The organism is Sporolactobacillus laevolacticus DSM 442, assembly GCF_000497245.1.
In the GTDB taxonomy this organism is placed as follows: Bacteria; Bacillota; Bacilli; order Bacillales; family Sporolactobacillaceae; genus Sporolactobacillus; species Sporolactobacillus laevolacticus.
The window spans coordinates 1-15,081 of the sequence record NZ_AWTC01000002.1; the positions used below are offsets into that span (position 1 = coordinate 1).

Sequence of the window (15,081 nt, forward strand, 5' to 3'; positions counted from 1 at the left end):
TCCCATATCCTTGAAATTCAAGTATATAAAAAAATACCTGTAGGTAAAACACTCTTTTTCAAGTGTCCTAATTACAGGTACCAGTTTATATCTTACGCCTCTTTTTTCAGAAACGAATTTGAACGAAAGAGAACCGCTCCGTTCCATTAAGGCGTTCTTTTCTATTTTGCAATGAAAATTGCATAAACGATAAATAATACTGCCAGAGTTATTAAAATAAACATACATCCTGGTTTTCCGATAAAAACACGGTCGAAGTTATCATCATTATTTTCTGGTTGCTGTTTCTTTTGATCCATCCCTCTATCCCACCTTTTAGATAAAATATGATTGTCTCAAAGGAGTTAAGCAGTATAATTAATCACTGAACTGTGTGTGCTGGAACGCCGCGATATCATTCCACTCATCATTGAGTTTTCGGGAAAGCCTCAGGAAAATTGGAAAGAGCAGCTCATAAACTTCAACATTTTCCTTAATTGGTTTGTGGCTGTGTACGGATCCAATCATGGTCGAAACGATGCCCAGGTCATCTGTTCCGCCGGTCGCATAGAGGCCAAGAACCGCCGCACCCAGACATGAACTTTCGAAACTCTCAGGCACATACACTGGCTGCGCAAAAATATCCGCCATCATCTGACGCCATAATTCAGAACGGGCAAAACCGCCGGTTGCCTGAATCTTTTTCGGCTCGCCTGTTCTCTCTCTCATCGCTAACAAGACACTGTAAAGATTATAAATGATCCCTTCAAGAACAGCCCGAATCATGTGCTGCTTCTGATGATGTAAATTCAGTCCGAAGAAAGCACCACGCGCGTTCGGATTCCAGAGCGGCGCGCGCTCGCCGCTGAAGTAAGGCTGGAAAATCAGGCCATCCGATCCGGTTTTTACTCGGGCCGCCATCCGCGTAAGAACATCATAAGGACTGATTCCCAGCCGCTTCGCAGTTTCGACTTCCGAGGCTGCAAATTCGTCCCTTGCCCATCGCAAAACGCCGCCGCCATTATTGACCGGTCCCCCGACAACCCATTTGTCTTCAGTCAATTCATAACAAAAAAGCCGTTCTTTCGGATCAGCGACCGGTTTGTCAACAACCGTACGGATGGCACCGCTCGTTCCAATTGTAACAGCCACAACACCGGGATCAATCGCATTTACGCCAAGATTTGATAAAACACCGTCGCTTGCGCCTAGAACAAATGGAGTATGCTTCTTGAGGCCCATCCTTTCGGCATAATTCGAATCGATTCCGATCATTATTTGCGTCGTTGGGACAAGTTCTGATAGCTGATCTTCTGAAACACCTGCAACTTTCATTGCGTTCCGATCCCAATTGAGCGTATCCATAGCCATCAAGCCTGTACATGAAGCTATGGAATGATCAACAACATATTGGTTAAATAATTTATAAAATATATATTCTTTGATCGAAATAAATTTTTTTGCTCTGTTAAAAATATCTGCTTCTTCATGTCTCATCCAGAGCAATTTGGGAAGCGGGGACATTGGATGGATCGGCGTTCCGGTTCTCATATAGATTTCATGTCCCCCAAACTCCGTTTTCAGCCGATGGCACCAGTCAATACTGCGATTATCTGCCCAGGTCATACAGCGCATCAGCGGCTTCCCGTCTGCATCAACCGGAATCACACTGTGCATCGCGCAGCTGAAAGAAACAAAATTAATCTTCTCCGGTGATACTTTGCTCTTCTCGACAACATCATGGATCACGGATAATACTGCCGAGAAGATTTCTTCGGGGTCCTGTTCAGCTGTAAACGCATCGGGTGTGTACAACGGGTAACCAATATTTGCATACGCAGCAATAACGCCGTCGGTCTGATAAAGAACTGCCTTCGTGCTCGTCGTTCCGATATCGACACCCATCATATAGTTTGTCATTAGTCAAATCCCCTTCCCTACAATCCATCCATTTAAGCGGTTACATTTCTTCTTGCACACTTGTCGACAACCCCAATTAAAAAAAAATAATCAAATGTTTTATAACTATATGCCTTTTGATTTAATTATTCCCACTCTCTGTTGATGAGGGGAATGATTTATTCAGTGTTCTCCTCGAATCATCAAAATAATTGCTGACTGATTTCTCAATGATCGCCTTGTTATCTGTCTGCATCGCCTCAACAACTTTGCGGTGCTTATCAATAACCCATTCGACATGTTCTTTTCCATGTGAAAACACGTCTTCGGTTGTCACAAGAATGACAGCCATAATCAGCGGACGCATGCTGTTCCAGAGATTAAGAATACGTTGATGACTTGAATGACGGATAATGGTTTCATGAAAGGTCAGATCATAATAGGCAAAATCACTATGATCATCAAATCGGGCTGCCAACTCCATCCGTTCAATATTCTGGCAAAGCAGGACCAGCATCGCGTTCATGTCTTTTCCGGAGACCCGCTGCTGCGCAAAATATTCAATCATCTCTCGCACATCATAAAGTTCCTGGAGATCTCTAAGACTGAGTCCAAGCACGACAGCACCCATACGTTCCAATTGAATTAATCCATCATTTGAGAGTGCTTTCAATGCGTCACGCACCGGAGAACGGCTTGTGCCATACTGCCGAGCGATTTGATTTTCCGATAAAACTTCTCCTGGCTTAATGCTATTTTCCAAAATTCGGAGACGCAATTCATTCGCAATGTGTTCACCCAAAGATATATTCTTCAACCACTGTTCCGGGAAATTCAGCATCACCGTTTCTCCTGTTCTGCGCATTGAAATCATTTAGTAAAATGTTATTCAGCCTTATATACGATACTATTCCATCAGTTATCTTAGAAGTTCTATAAGTTCCTTACTGTAACTATTTAGGCTCTAAGCAGCCATTTTCTTCTTATGTAGGTAAAAAATGAATTCAGATTAAAGGTTCACACGTTTGCTTAGAAAAAAATTAATCATTAATTTGCAAAAGTGAAAATATCAATTATTTCGTAAGCGTTTTCAATTCGAAAGGGGGAGATTATCATTGATGCTTACTTGCTAATCATCACTGTGTTGTCAATTGTTCTCGTGATCTTAGGTGTTTCATTGTTCAAGTGGCACGCATTTATTAGTTTAACTGTTGCCAGTTTATTTCTTGCTATTTTTTCGGGAATGTCATGGGATAAAATTGTACTCGGATACGAGACAGGTGTCGGGGGTGTCATGGGACACCTAGTCGGTATCTTGGCGCTTGGAACAATCTTAGGAAAGATGCTTGCGGAATCCGGTGGCGGTACATCAATTGCAAACTACTTCATCAAAATTTTCGGTCCAAAAATGTTACCATGGGCCATGTTTATCTCAGGATTTGTCGTAGGTATCCCGGTGTTCTTTGAAGTAGGTATTCTGATTCTGCTGCCTCTTGTCATTTCCATTCATCATGCATCAAAGAAAAATATCTTGTTGATTGCATTACCTGCCATTGCTGGATTATCAATTGTTCATGGTGTTATTCCGCCACACCCCGGAGCGATTGCTGCAATCAGTATTTACGGGGCAAATTTGGGAACAGTGCTTTTCTACGGTCTGATTGTCGCCATTCCATCAGGAATCATCGCCGGACCTTTGTTTGCTCAGTGGATTCACAAAAGAGTTATTCCAGTGAATGAACCGAAACTCATTGAAGTTGAAGAAAAAGACCCGGCCACAATCCCGGGTCCTGGTTTATCTTCATTTGTTATTCTATTACCGGTTATTCTGTTATTATTTGGCTCTTTTGCATCCTTTCTGACAAAAAATGCAGCGGTTCAGCATGTTTTCACATTCATCGGAAGCCCGCTTGTCGCTCTTCTGATTTCGGTTTTTGTCGCTTATATCCTGCTTGGTTTCCGTTTAGGAAATACCAAAGATCAGATTAGGAAGTTTACTGAAGACAGTATTCTTCCTGTCGGCTCAATCATTATCATCATCGGTGCAGGTGGCGCATTTAAACAAATTCTGATCGACAGCGGTGTGGCTGATGTGATCAGCCGGATGGCGATCCATCTCTCACTGTCCCCTTTAATTCTCGCATTTGTTATCGCAGTCCTGATCCGTGTTGCAACCGGATCGGCTACTGTTGCCCTGACGACAGCAGCTGGTATTGTCGCACCGATCGTATCGCATATGACCGGCGTGAATCTCGAGCTATTGGTTATCGCCACCGGCGCAGGTTCTCTCTTTGCCTCGCATGTTAATGATGCAGGGTTCTGGATGGTCAAGGAATACTTGGGCCTTTCATTAAAAGAAACGTTTAAGACATGGACCGTTTTGGAATCCATTTTGTCGGTCGTCGCATTCGGAATGGTCTTAATCCTAAACGTTTTTGTATAAATCGAATTTGTTAATAATTTATTGAAAAGGCAAACAGCCGCAGGCATAATCTACGGCTGTTTGTTAATATTTCTCTTGCTTCATCTGCATCATCCCACTGATTTTTCGAAGATCAAAGGATTTTTATTGCATGTGTTGCATTTAGGTTGATAATTCAAGGTATAAAAATACTCATCATTTATTGGCGATTTCGCACCATTGGTCAATAAACTTAATAGATTCCACCAAAGTGTTTTCTTTATTTAGTATTTGCTGGAGACTGTCCTACAACTTGATCGGCTTTGTTCCATGAAACGACGCGTTCAATAGGCAAACGAACACTATCATGTGCTGGATTTGCAGCCTTCCCAATAGAGACGAGCATGATTGGAACGTACCGTTCGGTGTCCACACCTAGGGTCTGCAGTACTTCTTTGCGTTCAAAACCGCCAATTGGGTTTGTATCATAACCATGTGCTTTTGCCACCAACATCAACTGCATAGCGACTAAGCCTCCATCAATTAATGTATTCTCTCTGATTTTCTGTTCCGTCATCTGTTTGAAAGTCTCAGGAAGGGATTTCATATAATAATCCTTTACATCTTGCGGCATTACATTTTGGTCAACCGCCGCTGTAAAGATTTCATCAGCGTAATCAAAATGATTCATGTCGCCTAAAATCAGTATCATTGCAGATGCCGTTTCCAATTGAGAATGATTAAAACGAACCAGGTCTTTTAAACGCTCTTTATGTTCATCAATCACCACAAAACGCCAAGGCTGCAAATTGATTGAGGAAGGAGCCTTTGTTGCTTCCGTGAGCATCTGCAGCATTTCTTCGTGCGGAATTTTATAAGATGGATCATAGTGTCTCACCGAATGACGGTTATTAAGAACTGAAAAAAAATCGATAGATTGTTGTGTTTTCATTATTTAAACCCCTGTTCTACTATTGATATTCTGTGACACTTTCTCTATGAATTGTGATACGGAAATGATTTGTTCATTTGTAAAATCAGACAACAGTTTTTCCTGAAGAATAGCTTTTATTTTAACCAAGCGTTCTCTTTCAATTTCTCCTTTTTCTGTCAATGTGAGCCAGATCAATCGCTTGTCTTTATCATCTTTCCTGCGATGAATCGCCCCTTCTTCTTCCATATGTTTCAGATGACGGGTAACAGCTGCCGCATCCAGCTTTAAGCGTCTGATTAATTCCAGCTGACCCATTTCTCTTTGTGAATGAACACTGCATAAAATTTCCAACTTAGTCAAGCTCGTATGTGCCATTGATTCAAACGCTTGATTCATTTCTTTGCTGACTAGGTGCAGGCGGTAAAACAACTCATCAGTTTCCGAACAATAGTTACACATAGACACCTCCAAAACTAATTGATACGTCAATTGATGCATCAATTAATATACTTCATTCATACAACTCCGTCAAAGATTTTGTTCCTTATAATCGTGTATTCCTCACAACTCCCTTAAAAATACATGGGCAAATTATGGGCATGGAATATAGGATATGTGGAATTTAAAAAAGATGACCCCTATTCAATATAGGAATCATCTTCTAGCTGCTTAATCTCTTTTTTTATTGTGTCCTTGACATAGGTACCAGTTAAGTAATTAGGCTCCTTTTTATTGGCTATATTTGAAGCGCAAGATTAGCCTTTTACATCAATAAATCTACCTAGACCTTCTGCGGCTTCACTGCCCTGATCATTATCATGATCTTTATCGGCTGAAGCCGGTTGTACTTGCTGATTCTGCTGTGCAGCTTGCAACTGTTGAGTTTGCGTTTGCTGAATGGCATAATCAGGAGTTCCTGACGAAACACCACTGATTGGCATAATTACATCTCCTTTAAATTAACTTCATACACATTATCGTCACATTTTAGACGAGATTTAGATGAAATGAACAAAATGAGAAAAATCTAATCTTTGAAAAATAAACTAATATGTATTCCCCGGTCAACAACGGGGTTTTATTATGTACACCCGGTCACCCGGGCAGTGAATCGTTATGCTAATTTGTACCATGCATATATTTTTAGATTATTGGGATCATAAACTAAAAAAGAGGTAAAATTATGCCAAATATTATTGATATCGCAAATGTCGCCATAGATGCTGTGCGTTCACTAAATGACGGAGAAAAGAGGTCGATTCATGTTGGAGAAGCGATGGCGATTTGGACATATGGATCGTATCTTGATGGAGTAATTGAACAGTATCAATGTTCTTCAAATAAATTTGGTGGCTGCAATAGGCCAATGCGCTCTAGCAGCAAGTCAAAGTATTCGTGAAGATGTTGCCATCATGTTTTTTAAATTCCAGACGGATAAAATGGTTATTGGAATGAAAGCAAAAAAACTTGCTTTAAAAAAGGGATGGCTTAGATTCCCGCCAAGCTATAATGTTACATCTGTCTAAGTGCTATTTATTATTTTACCAATCGGGTAATAAATAGGCGACATCATTCCCCACCCCATAACATGGGGTCTTTTATATATATCCCGGTATAGCCGGGTATGTCCATTTCACCCAGAACCTTGAGAAAGAAATGGTATCAAATTTAGAAACTTATTTGGGTAAATAAAATCACATGAGCAAATTACGGGCAAACGGCTCGCAGGAGCTTCGAAAACCCAGTCACTGCACGCGTTTAAACATCTTTTCCATTTCGTACGGTGTGAAATGTACAAGTACCGGACGGCCATGCGGACAGGTGAACGGATCTTGTGCTTTACTGAGTGAATCCAGCAAGGCTTGGATTTCGTCAGGACGTAAGTAATGGTTGGCTTTGATCGACTTTTTGCACGACATCATCATGGCTAGTTTCTCTCTAAGCTTTTTGATCGACACTTTTCCAGTTTCAATCAATTGATGAACAATGTCGTTGATCATCTCTTCTTCCTTGCCTTTTGGGATCCATGTTGGGTAAGATCGGATGATCAAACTGCGCGAGCCGAATGATTCAAAGTTTAGACCGATGTCACGAAGATAGTCCTGATATTCATTCACCGTCTCATATTCTGAAGCGGTGAATTCAAAGGTCATCGGTACAAGCAGTTCCTGCACTTCACGTGCGGTTTCACCTACTTTTTCTCGAAAATATTCATACTTGATTCGTTCCTGTGCGGCGTGCTGGTCGATGATGTACAGCCCATCCTCGTTTTGGGCGAAAATATATGTTCCGTGCATCTGCCCAATTGGGTAGAGCTTGGGCATTCTCATTTGAGGTTTAGTTTTATGTTCATCCAGCTCTTCCTCTTGATGCGGCGAAACCGTGCCTTCCTCAAAAGCTGCAGCAATTGCATTAAACGCAGATGCAGATTCAAAGCTGCTTGTCGTTGGTTCATGAACTTTCTCAGAATATGTAGGCTTTTGGATGGCCTCACTTGGTAGCTCCTCTGTAACAGGAAATTCAGGACCTGTAATGGCAGACGGTGAAAAGTCGAGTGTTTGCTGCTCTGTCTTCGGCCTATCCGTCATATGCGGTTTTCCTGCAACGGATGGAATCAGGCGCTCGTGATGAAAGGCGGTGCGAATTGTTTCACTGATCAGAGCGCAAAGTTCATTTTCCTTGCTGATTCGCGCTTCGAGTTTTGCAGGATGGACATTAACGTCCACAAGTGACGGATCCATCTGAATATGGAGAACGCAGATGGGATAACGCCCGATCATCATCAGTGTATGATAGCCGTCCATGATGCTGTTGAAGATCGGATAGTTTTTAATAAACCGGTTGTTGATAAATATATAAACATACTGACGTCCCGCACGTGAAATCTGCGGATGTACAGCAAGTCCTTCTACTTTAAAGTCAAGAGATTCACCATTAAATAGGATCGACGCTTTCGCCGTACGAATACCATAGATCGCTGCTAAGGAATGATTCAGGTCTCCGCTGCCGTTGGTCTGAAATAATGTTTTTTGCTCATGAATCAAGGTGAAGCGCACGTTTGGATAAGCGAGCGCCATCCGATTGACCACATCGGTAATTTTCCCGAGTTCCGTGTGGATGCTTTTCAGGTACTTCAAGCGAGCCGGCGTGTTATAAAAAAGCCGATCAACCTTGATTTCCGTTCCTTTCCTGCTTTGCGCAAGACCGGATTGAATAACATGGCCACCTTGCAACACAAGATGAGTACCGGGATGCTCGCCATCTGAAGTCGTCAGTTCAAGGTAAGAGACAGCCGCGATACTCGGCAGCGCCTCGCCGCGAAAGCCAAGGGTTGCAATATGAAAGAGATCGGAGTCCTCACGAATTTTGCTCGTCGCATGACGTTCAAATGCAATCTGACAATCCTCCGGCGCAAAGCCGCGACCATTATCGGTGATTTTAATCGTCTTCAAACCGCCTTCTTCAACTTCAATAATGACAGATGTTGCATCGGCATCTATTGCATTTTCCACGAGTTCCTTGACGACGGATGCCGGACGTTCTACGACCTCTCCGGCGGCTATTTTATTTGCGAGCGTCTCACTGAGTTTTTTAATCACACCCAATTGAGTCTCCTCCTTTCAATCATTATTTTTTAAGTGATTTCTGCAGCTGATAGAGTTTATTCATCGCGTCCATCGGCGTCATTGTCAGAAGCTCAATTTTATCCAATTCATGCAATACTTTTTTCTCACGTTTGCTAAGTGACAGTGATTCATCCTGAGCGTTCGGTTCTGCAAATAAAGCCAATTGCTCCGGTTCTTCCTCAATAGATACTGCCGCTTCAACTTCTGCAGTCACTTTTTGAGTCGTGGATGGCTGTGCTACAGGCTGATTTACGCTGTCCTGAGAAGATTGTTCCAGGTCATGCAAAATCTCGTCAGCACGGCTGATCAGATCTTCCGGAAGTCCGGCAAGCTTTGCTACGTGAATGCCGTAGCTCTTATCCGCCTGTCCGTCGAGTACCTTGTGCAGGAAGACAACATTGCCGTTCTCCTCCATGGCACCGACATGAATATTCTTTAAACGATCCAGTTTCTTTTCCAAAAACGTCAATTCATGGTAATGCGTTGAAAAAAAGGTCTTCGCTGCAATGTGATCATGAATATATTCGACTATCGCTTGAGCGATTGCAATGCCATCGTAAGTCGATGTACCGCGGCCAATTTCATCGAGCAAGATCAGACTGTTCTGTGTCGCGTGGCTGAGCGCGTAATTCGCCTCATCCATTTCTACCATGAAGGTACTTTGCCCGGAAACAAGATCATCTGCCGCACCAATTCTGGTGAATATCTGGTCGAAGACAGGCAGGGTTGCTTGGTCGGCCGGAACAAAACAACCGATTTGCGCCATGATCGCTGAAAGTGCAGCCTGGCGCATAAATGTGCTTTTCCCGCCCATATTCGGCCCAGTAATCATTAGTAAATCACAGGTTTTGTCCATTTCAATATCATTGGCGACAAATGATCCGCTTCTCATTACCCGCTCAATGACGGGATGACGGCTGTTTTTTATAGAAAGTGTGCGATTCTTAGAAAATTGCGGTCGTACATAACCGTTACGGTCGCTGACTGAGGAAAAGCTTTGGAGCACGTCAAGTCCACTGACGAGACGCGCCAATTTTTGAAGACGCGCCGATTGTTCTTTAATCTTCAGTCGAACATCCCCAAAAAGCTGAAATTCAAGACCGACACGCTTTTCTTCAGCTTCCAGAATCACGCGCTCTTTTTCCTTTAATTCCGGTGTGATGAACCGTTCCGCATTAGAGAGCGTCTGCCTCCGCTCGTAACGTCCTTCTGGAATCAGTTTTAGATTTGGGCGCGAAACCTCAATATAATAACCGAACACGCGATTGTAGCCGATTTTCAAAGATTTAATGCCTGTTTCTTCGCGTTCGCGTGTTTCAAGCTCAGCGATCCAGCGTTTGCCATTTTTCGTCGCGTCTCGGTATTGATCCAGTGTGTCGTTATAGCCTGTTTTAATCATCCCGCCATCGGATGTGGTAAATGGCGGATCATCAACAATCGCTTGACGGATCAAGTCGCGCACTTCGGCACACGGATCCATTTCCTGCTCATATTTTACAAGAGATGGCTCATCCAGTTCTGCAAGTGTGCGCTTGATCTCCGGAATTTGTTCTAAGGAACGCTTGAGCTGAACGACCTCTCGTGGATTAACATTGCCAAATGAGACACGACCGACCAGTCGCTCCAGATCGTACACATTACCAAGCAATGAGCGCAGAGTCTCCCGTTCTAAGAGATGTTCTTTGAGTGCAGCAACTGCATCCATTCTTTTTTCGATCTGTGATTGGTTCAGGAGCGGCTTCTCAATCCATTGTTTTAGTCGCCGGCCTCCCATTGCCGTCTTAACATCATCTAGAAGCCAAAGAAGTGAGCCATAGGTTTTCTTTTCCCGGTTCGTATGTGTCAGTTCAAGGTTACGCCGAGAATGGAGATCAATCATCATATATTCATTAATATGGTAAACTTCTGCTGGCTGAAGATGGTCGAGCGAGCGCTTTTGCGTGCTGACCAAATAGTTGAGCAAACGTCCGAGTGGGTGCAGCAGCTTGTCCTGATCAATAGCTGCCGTAATCCCTTTCAACTGCTCGGGCACGATATCTTTATCACATTCGGAAAAAGTTGTGTTCAAGCGCGCAACCATTTCTTCTTTTTTTTCAGTATCAAAATTAGGCGCCAGTACCATTTCACGTACATCATTGGCATCCATCTCCTGAATGACGCCTTCCCATGAAGAAATAAGCGCCACCCGTGTTTCACCGGTTGTTAGGTCACTCATCGCGAACCCAAATGAACCATCATCGAAAGCACTCAGTGCTGCAAGATAATTGTTTTTTTTAGGTTGTAGCGACTCATCCTCCATAATCGTCCCAGGAGTGATCATCTGAATAACTTCCCGACGAACCATGCCCTTCGCCTGCTTCGGGTCCTCCATTTGTTCACATATAGCGATCTTATAGCCTTTATCGACCAAAACTTTAATATATTGCTTTGCGGCGTGATAAGGAACACCGCACATCGGTATGTATTCATCCTTGCCGCCGTTTCTGGATGTTAACGCGATTTCCAGTTCTTTTGAGGCTTTTTTCGCATCATCAAAGAACAGTTCATAAAAATCGCCGAGTCTGAAAAACAAAAACGCATCCTGATACTGCGCTTTAATCGCTAAGTATTGCTGAATCATTGGTGTATAGCTCATTGTCCGTCCACTCCACCTTGCTGCGTACTATCAATCTTGTTATCCTATTATTATAGCACAGGGCCAGCTATGCCTGAGCGGATGATTGCCTCGCAATATCCTCCCACATTTAAAATAAATTCTTCTACAAGAATTTAAGTGCTATAATTATAAAAAAATTCACTAAAGAAGGCGTGCCCGTACATGAATACAAGCATGGAACGTTTAAAAAACAATGTTCGAAAAGTCTTAGCCGGAAAAGACGAAATAGTCGAACTTATTTTTATCGCGATGATTTGTGAAGGACATCTGCTCATGGAAGATGTTCCGGGAACCGGGAAAACGATGATGGCAAAAATTGTTGCGAAATCAATCAAAGGAACGTTTCGCCGTATTCAGTTTACCCCTGATTTGCTCCCATCAGATGTTACCGGTATTCGTTTTTTCAATCCGAAAACGCAAACATTCGAGCTGAAAATGGGCCCGGTGATGACAAACATTCTGCTGGCTGATGAAATAAATCGGGCAACACCGCGCGCCCAGTCCAGTTTGCTGGAAGTTATGGAGGAACGCCAGGTGACGATCGAAGGTGAAACGTTTGCAATTGAACCGCCATTTCTAGTCATCGCCACACAAAATCCGATTGAATCACAAGGCACATTCTCACTACCAGAAGCGCAAATGGACCGCTTCTTCATGCAGATTTCCTCCGGCTATCCATCCTTTGATGAAGAGAAGGAAATGCTTCATCTCCACCGTCTAGGCAATCCACTTGAGCAGATTGAATCTGTGATCGAAAAAGAGAGCATCGCAAATCTTCAAGAACAAGTGAGACAAGTAAAAATTGATGAGTCTGTTGAAAACTATCTCTTAAACATAGTCCGTGCGACGCGTGAACATGATTGGGTGGCAAATGGAGTTAGCCCGCGTGGGACTTTGGCATTTATGCGCGGAGTTCAAGCTAAAGCGTTAATCAGCGGACGGGATTATGCTGTTCCGGACGATGTCAAAGTGATGGCTCCGTTTATCCTTTCTCATCGGCTTGTGTTGTCGATGGAAGGCGAGCTTCATGCAACGAAACACCAAGTAATTAATGATGTGCTCGAACATACTGAAGTTCCAGTTGAAACGGGAGCTCAAAGCAAATGAAAGGATACTCTGCAGAGTGGCAGACACGTAATCAGTCACTCTTTTATTTGTTTGGCTTTATTGTCTTTCTGACTGGCTTCATCAAAAATACTGTATTATTATCGCTTACGGGATTGGTATTCATTACTATTGCCTACCTCTCAAAATGGTATGTTTTACATATGATTCGCTCGTTGACGATTGAGAATACTGATCACAGTCTGCGTTTATCTATTGGCGACTCAGGAGATTTAGTTATTGCCTTTGTTAACCCGTCTAGGCTCCCTTTTTTCAACCTGAGCGGAAGAATTGTCACTGATCCGCTCATTACTTTTCGAAATGATGGTGATAAGGGCAACGAACAATCTTATCAATTTGCCTTAACACTCCCTGCCCGAAAGAAGATCCTTGTTCATTGTCCGGTTAAGGCGCTTGAACGCGGCATTGCGCGCGTACGTTCTTTTGAACTGACTTGTGCCGATCCTTTCCATGTATTCAGTTGCTCCATTCATTTTAATGAACTGCTAAAAAGCCGTCTAATTGTATATCCAAATCCTGAAACTGCTTATAATTTTACCCGTGAAGCACCGCAAAACATAGGCAGTGAGCAGGTTTTTCGCTCACTTTTTCAAGATTTTTCTTCGCCAGCGGGAACAAGAGATTATGTATCCTCTGACCCCTTTCGCCATATCCACTGGAAAGCAAGCGCGCGTGTCGGCAGACTTCAGACGAAAACATATGAGCATGTCTCCAGACAAAATTGGACGTTCTTATTTCTGAATGCGTCAAGTCATCTGAGTAACAAAAGATCCGATGACTTTGAACGGCGCATTTCAGCGGCTGCATGGCTGACTCAATACGCTCAGAAGCATCAAATTGATTTCTCTCTTTACTGCAACACAAAAACGATCGGGCGATCAATTCTGGGGATTGACCCTGATCATGGCGGACAACATTTACGAAGTGCTTGGGAAATGCTCGCATTCATGCAAAAGTGGCAGATTAAAACCCCGATTCAGCAGGCAATGTCCATCATCGATAAAAAGTTAAATGGACCACGTGTGCTAATTATCGCTGATCTTGATCAGTTGGATCAGGCTCATATGTTTTTATCAAAATGGTTAAAGGATGGTCACCTAATTTTCAAACTTATTCCTGCCGGTAAATCGTATCGTTTGGAAAGGATTGAACATAAGGGGGGTGTTGCGATTGTCTAGTTTCAAAAACGCTCTATCTTTTTCTCTCTATTTTGTCTGTGAGTGGCTGTTTTGTTTTCTAGTCCTTCTCCCTCTTCTAGCTAATCAGTGGGCGCTATTTGTACCTTTTGTTCTGCTTGCAATAACACACGGCTTTATGTTGTTTATACTAAGAAAAAGCCAGAGTTCCAGTCTTGCCGGCTTTTTAATTGTGTCTGCCATCATTGGATTCCTTGCTTTGCTCTTTCTTCATCTAAGCCTATTTGCAGCTACATTGTTGGTCGCTCTGCTGACCTTCTTCTCACTCAGGCGCGATGAAGGCAATAATCCGGAACATCTTTGGCGCTTGGTACTTGTTTTTGCTTCTGTCGTTGTGTTCTACGCACTATTTGCGCCGATCAGCCATCCTTCAGGGTTGTTTCTTCTTTTACTCGCAGAACTGGCTGCAGCAGTTCTTTGGATCAGTTTAGGCAATCATTTGAACAGCCGCTGGCTTGCAATGATCTCGATCTTTCTCATCGCGGCGGTTGCGATCATGAGTTTTCTCGCCGATATCGTGAAGCCACTAATCGTCATGATCTATGATATGCTATTTAATTTCGTTCTCCGGCCAATAACATATGGTGTCGCCTCAGTGATTTTTGGTTGGCTGAATCATCTTTCTTCTCCTAAGACAGGTCGACGAATACATAATGCCCTACAAGGGTCCAATGCGGTGAAAAAACATGCTGTTGGGCCACCTATGGACGTTCATCCCATGTTTAATTTTGGATTGCTCTTCGGTATTCTTATTACAGCAATCTTATTTGCGATCGCATTTTGGCAGCTGCGAAAAATTAGGACGAGCCATAATCGGGTGCGAACTAAATCGGAAACAATGGTTAGTGAAGTTAGTTCCTCGCACCCCGGATTCCACCCTGAACGACGATCTCAGCGTTTATTTGCGCCAAAACATCCTGTACGAAAAGCAATCTTCCAGCTTCAGAAACGAGCTGCAAAACATAGATTGGGCCGTTATGCTTCGGAGTCACTCACCGAGTGGCTGGAAAGATTGAACATCAGCCAGCTGGACGTGCTGATCGGATCTTATGAAAAAGTGCGCTATGGTGGGCAAGAGCTCACCGATTCGGAAAATGCCGCTTTTCACAAAGCCATAAAAGAAGCAGAACAACAAGTAACAACTCGCGTAAATCAGAGGAACGACACTCAACAAGACGAAGTGTGATATGATTTAAAAATAAACAATGAAGGGAAGAACACCCAAATATGTGATCTGATGCTACTCTCAACTAACTAAATAATTT

The 15,081-nt window shown here is 43.1% G+C and carries 14 protein-coding genes; 6 read left to right on the forward strand and 8 right to left on the reverse strand.

The genetic code is table 11. The features are described from left to right. Nucleotides 1-161: 161 nt before the first annotated feature. The 3 genes from P343_RS37045 to P343_RS21705 all read right to left on the reverse strand — a co-directional run bounded on the left by P343_RS37045 (nucleotide 162) and on the right by P343_RS21705 (nucleotide 2,719). Complete coding sequence (locus P343_RS37045; RefSeq protein ID WP_023508816.1) at nucleotides 162-299, reverse strand: hypothetical protein; 138 nt, start codon at nucleotides 297-299, stop codon at nucleotides 162-164. Between the two features lie 58 nt (nucleotides 300-357). Then, the gene (gene gntK, locus P343_RS21700; protein ID WP_023508817.1) at nucleotides 358-1,899 is read right to left on the reverse strand and encodes a gluconokinase; all 1,542 of its coding nucleotides are present in this window, start codon (nucleotides 1,897-1,899) and stop codon (nucleotides 358-360) included. Nucleotides 1,900-2,020: 121 nt separating this feature from the next. Further along, on the reverse strand, nucleotides 2,021-2,719 hold the full coding sequence (locus P343_RS21705; protein WP_023508818.1) for a GntR family transcriptional regulator: 699 nt from the start codon (nucleotides 2,717-2,719) through the stop codon (nucleotides 2,021-2,023). A 273-nt stretch (nucleotides 2,720-2,992) separates the two neighbouring features. Between P343_RS21705 and P343_RS21710 the strand changes: the two genes are divergently transcribed. Next, nucleotides 2,993-4,321 carry a GntP family permease gene (locus P343_RS21710; RefSeq protein WP_031263583.1) on the forward strand — a complete coding sequence of 443 codons (1,329 nt, stop codon included), beginning with the start codon at nucleotides 2,993-2,995 and terminating at the stop codon, nucleotides 4,319-4,321. Between the two features lie 238 nt (nucleotides 4,322-4,559). On the opposite strand, the gene P343_RS21715 is transcribed toward P343_RS21710, so the two are convergent. The 3 genes from P343_RS21715 to P343_RS21725 all read right to left on the reverse strand — a co-directional run bounded on the left by P343_RS21715 (nucleotide 4,560) and on the right by P343_RS21725 (nucleotide 6,154). Continuing rightward, nucleotides 4,560-5,234 (reverse strand): nitroreductase family protein, encoded by a 675-nt coding sequence (locus tag P343_RS21715; RefSeq protein WP_152525250.1) that lies wholly within the window; start codon nucleotides 5,232-5,234, stop codon nucleotides 4,560-4,562. Continuing rightward, nucleotides 5,235-5,672, reverse strand: coding sequence for a MarR family winged helix-turn-helix transcriptional regulator (locus tag P343_RS21720; protein WP_023508821.1), 438 nt, complete (start codon nucleotides 5,670-5,672; stop codon nucleotides 5,235-5,237). 296 nt (nucleotides 5,673-5,968) lie between these two features. Next, entirely contained in the window at nucleotides 5,969-6,154 is a 186-nt protein-coding gene (locus tag P343_RS21725) for a hypothetical protein (RefSeq protein ID WP_023508822.1), read from the reverse strand. A 242-nt stretch (nucleotides 6,155-6,396) separates the two neighbouring features. Between P343_RS21725 and P343_RS37050 the strand changes: the two genes are divergently transcribed. Next, nucleotides 6,397-6,612: a hypothetical protein gene (locus tag P343_RS37050; RefSeq protein WP_023508823.1), complete on the forward strand. Its 216-nt coding sequence runs from the start codon at nucleotides 6,397-6,399 to the stop codon at nucleotides 6,610-6,612. After that, a complete protein-coding gene (locus P343_RS37735; protein ID WP_422784803.1) occupies nucleotides 6,563-6,739 on the forward strand; it encodes a DUF3231 family protein in 177 nt (58 codons plus the stop codon). The genes P343_RS37050 and P343_RS37735 overlap by 50 nt, the downstream gene beginning before the upstream one ends. Before the next feature lie 219 nt (nucleotides 6,740-6,958). Here P343_RS37735 and mutL read toward each other — a convergent pair whose 3' ends face one another. Both mutL and mutS read right to left on the reverse strand, forming a co-directional pair. After that, nucleotides 6,959-8,818 carry a DNA mismatch repair endonuclease MutL gene (mutL, locus tag P343_RS21735; protein WP_023508825.1) on the reverse strand — a complete coding sequence of 620 codons (1,860 nt, stop codon included), beginning with the start codon at nucleotides 8,816-8,818 and terminating at the stop codon, nucleotides 6,959-6,961. A gap of 22 nt (nucleotides 8,819-8,840) precedes the next feature. After that, nucleotides 8,841-11,474, reverse strand: a complete 2,634-nt coding sequence (gene mutS, locus P343_RS21740) for a DNA mismatch repair protein MutS (protein ID WP_023508826.1) — start codon at nucleotides 11,472-11,474, stop codon at nucleotides 8,841-8,843. Nucleotides 11,475-11,657: 183 nt separating this feature from the next. On the opposite strand from mutS, the gene P343_RS21745 reads away from it, so the two are divergent. Genes P343_RS21745 through P343_RS21750 form a run of 3 tightly spaced genes read left to right on the forward strand, consistent with a single transcriptional unit; the run spans nucleotide 11,658 to nucleotide 15,002 of the window. Beyond that, nucleotides 11,658-12,602 (forward strand): AAA family ATPase, encoded by a 945-nt coding sequence (locus tag P343_RS21745; RefSeq protein ID WP_023508827.1) that lies wholly within the window; start codon nucleotides 11,658-11,660, stop codon nucleotides 12,600-12,602. Continuing rightward, nucleotides 12,599-13,798 (forward strand): DUF58 domain-containing protein, encoded by a 1,200-nt coding sequence (locus P343_RS36300; RefSeq protein WP_023508828.1) that lies wholly within the window; start codon nucleotides 12,599-12,601, stop codon nucleotides 13,796-13,798. The genes P343_RS21745 and P343_RS36300 overlap by 4 nt, the downstream gene beginning before the upstream one ends. Beyond that, nucleotides 13,791-15,002, forward strand: coding sequence for a DUF4129 domain-containing protein (locus P343_RS21750; RefSeq protein WP_023508829.1), 1,212 nt, complete (start codon nucleotides 13,791-13,793; stop codon nucleotides 15,000-15,002). The genes P343_RS36300 and P343_RS21750 overlap by 8 nt, the downstream gene beginning before the upstream one ends. The last annotated feature ends 79 nt before the right edge of the window (nucleotides 15,003-15,081 follow it).

Excerpts from the sequence above, each read along its gene's own strand:
- P343_RS37045 (WP_023508816.1), bottom strand. The coding sequence starts at position 299 with ATGGATCAAAAGAAACAGCAACCAGAAAATAATGATGATAACTTCGAC.
- gntK (WP_023508817.1), bottom strand. The coding sequence starts at position 1,899 with ATGACAAACTATATGATGGGTGTCGATATCGGAACGACGAGCACGAAG.
- P343_RS21705 (WP_023508818.1), bottom strand. The coding sequence starts at position 2,719 with ATGCTGAATTTCCCGGAACAGTGGTTGAAGAATATATCTTTGGGTGAA.
- P343_RS21720 (WP_023508821.1), bottom strand. The coding sequence starts at position 5,672 with ATGTGTAACTATTGTTCGGAAACTGATGAGTTGTTTTACCGCCTGCAC.
- P343_RS21725 (WP_023508822.1), bottom strand. The coding sequence starts at position 6,154 with ATGCCAATCAGTGGTGTTTCGTCAGGAACTCCTGATTATGCCATTCAG.
- P343_RS37050 (WP_023508823.1), top strand. The coding sequence starts at position 6,397 with ATGCCAAATATTATTGATATCGCAAATGTCGCCATAGATGCTGTGCGT.
- mutS (WP_023508826.1), bottom strand. The coding sequence starts at position 11,474 with ATGAGCTATACACCAATGATTCAGCAATACTTAGCGATTAAAGCGCAG.
- P343_RS21745 (WP_023508827.1), top strand. The coding sequence starts at position 11,658 with ATGAATACAAGCATGGAACGTTTAAAAAACAATGTTCGAAAAGTCTTA.
- P343_RS36300 (WP_023508828.1), top strand. The coding sequence starts at position 12,599 with ATGAAAGGATACTCTGCAGAGTGGCAGACACGTAATCAGTCACTCTTT.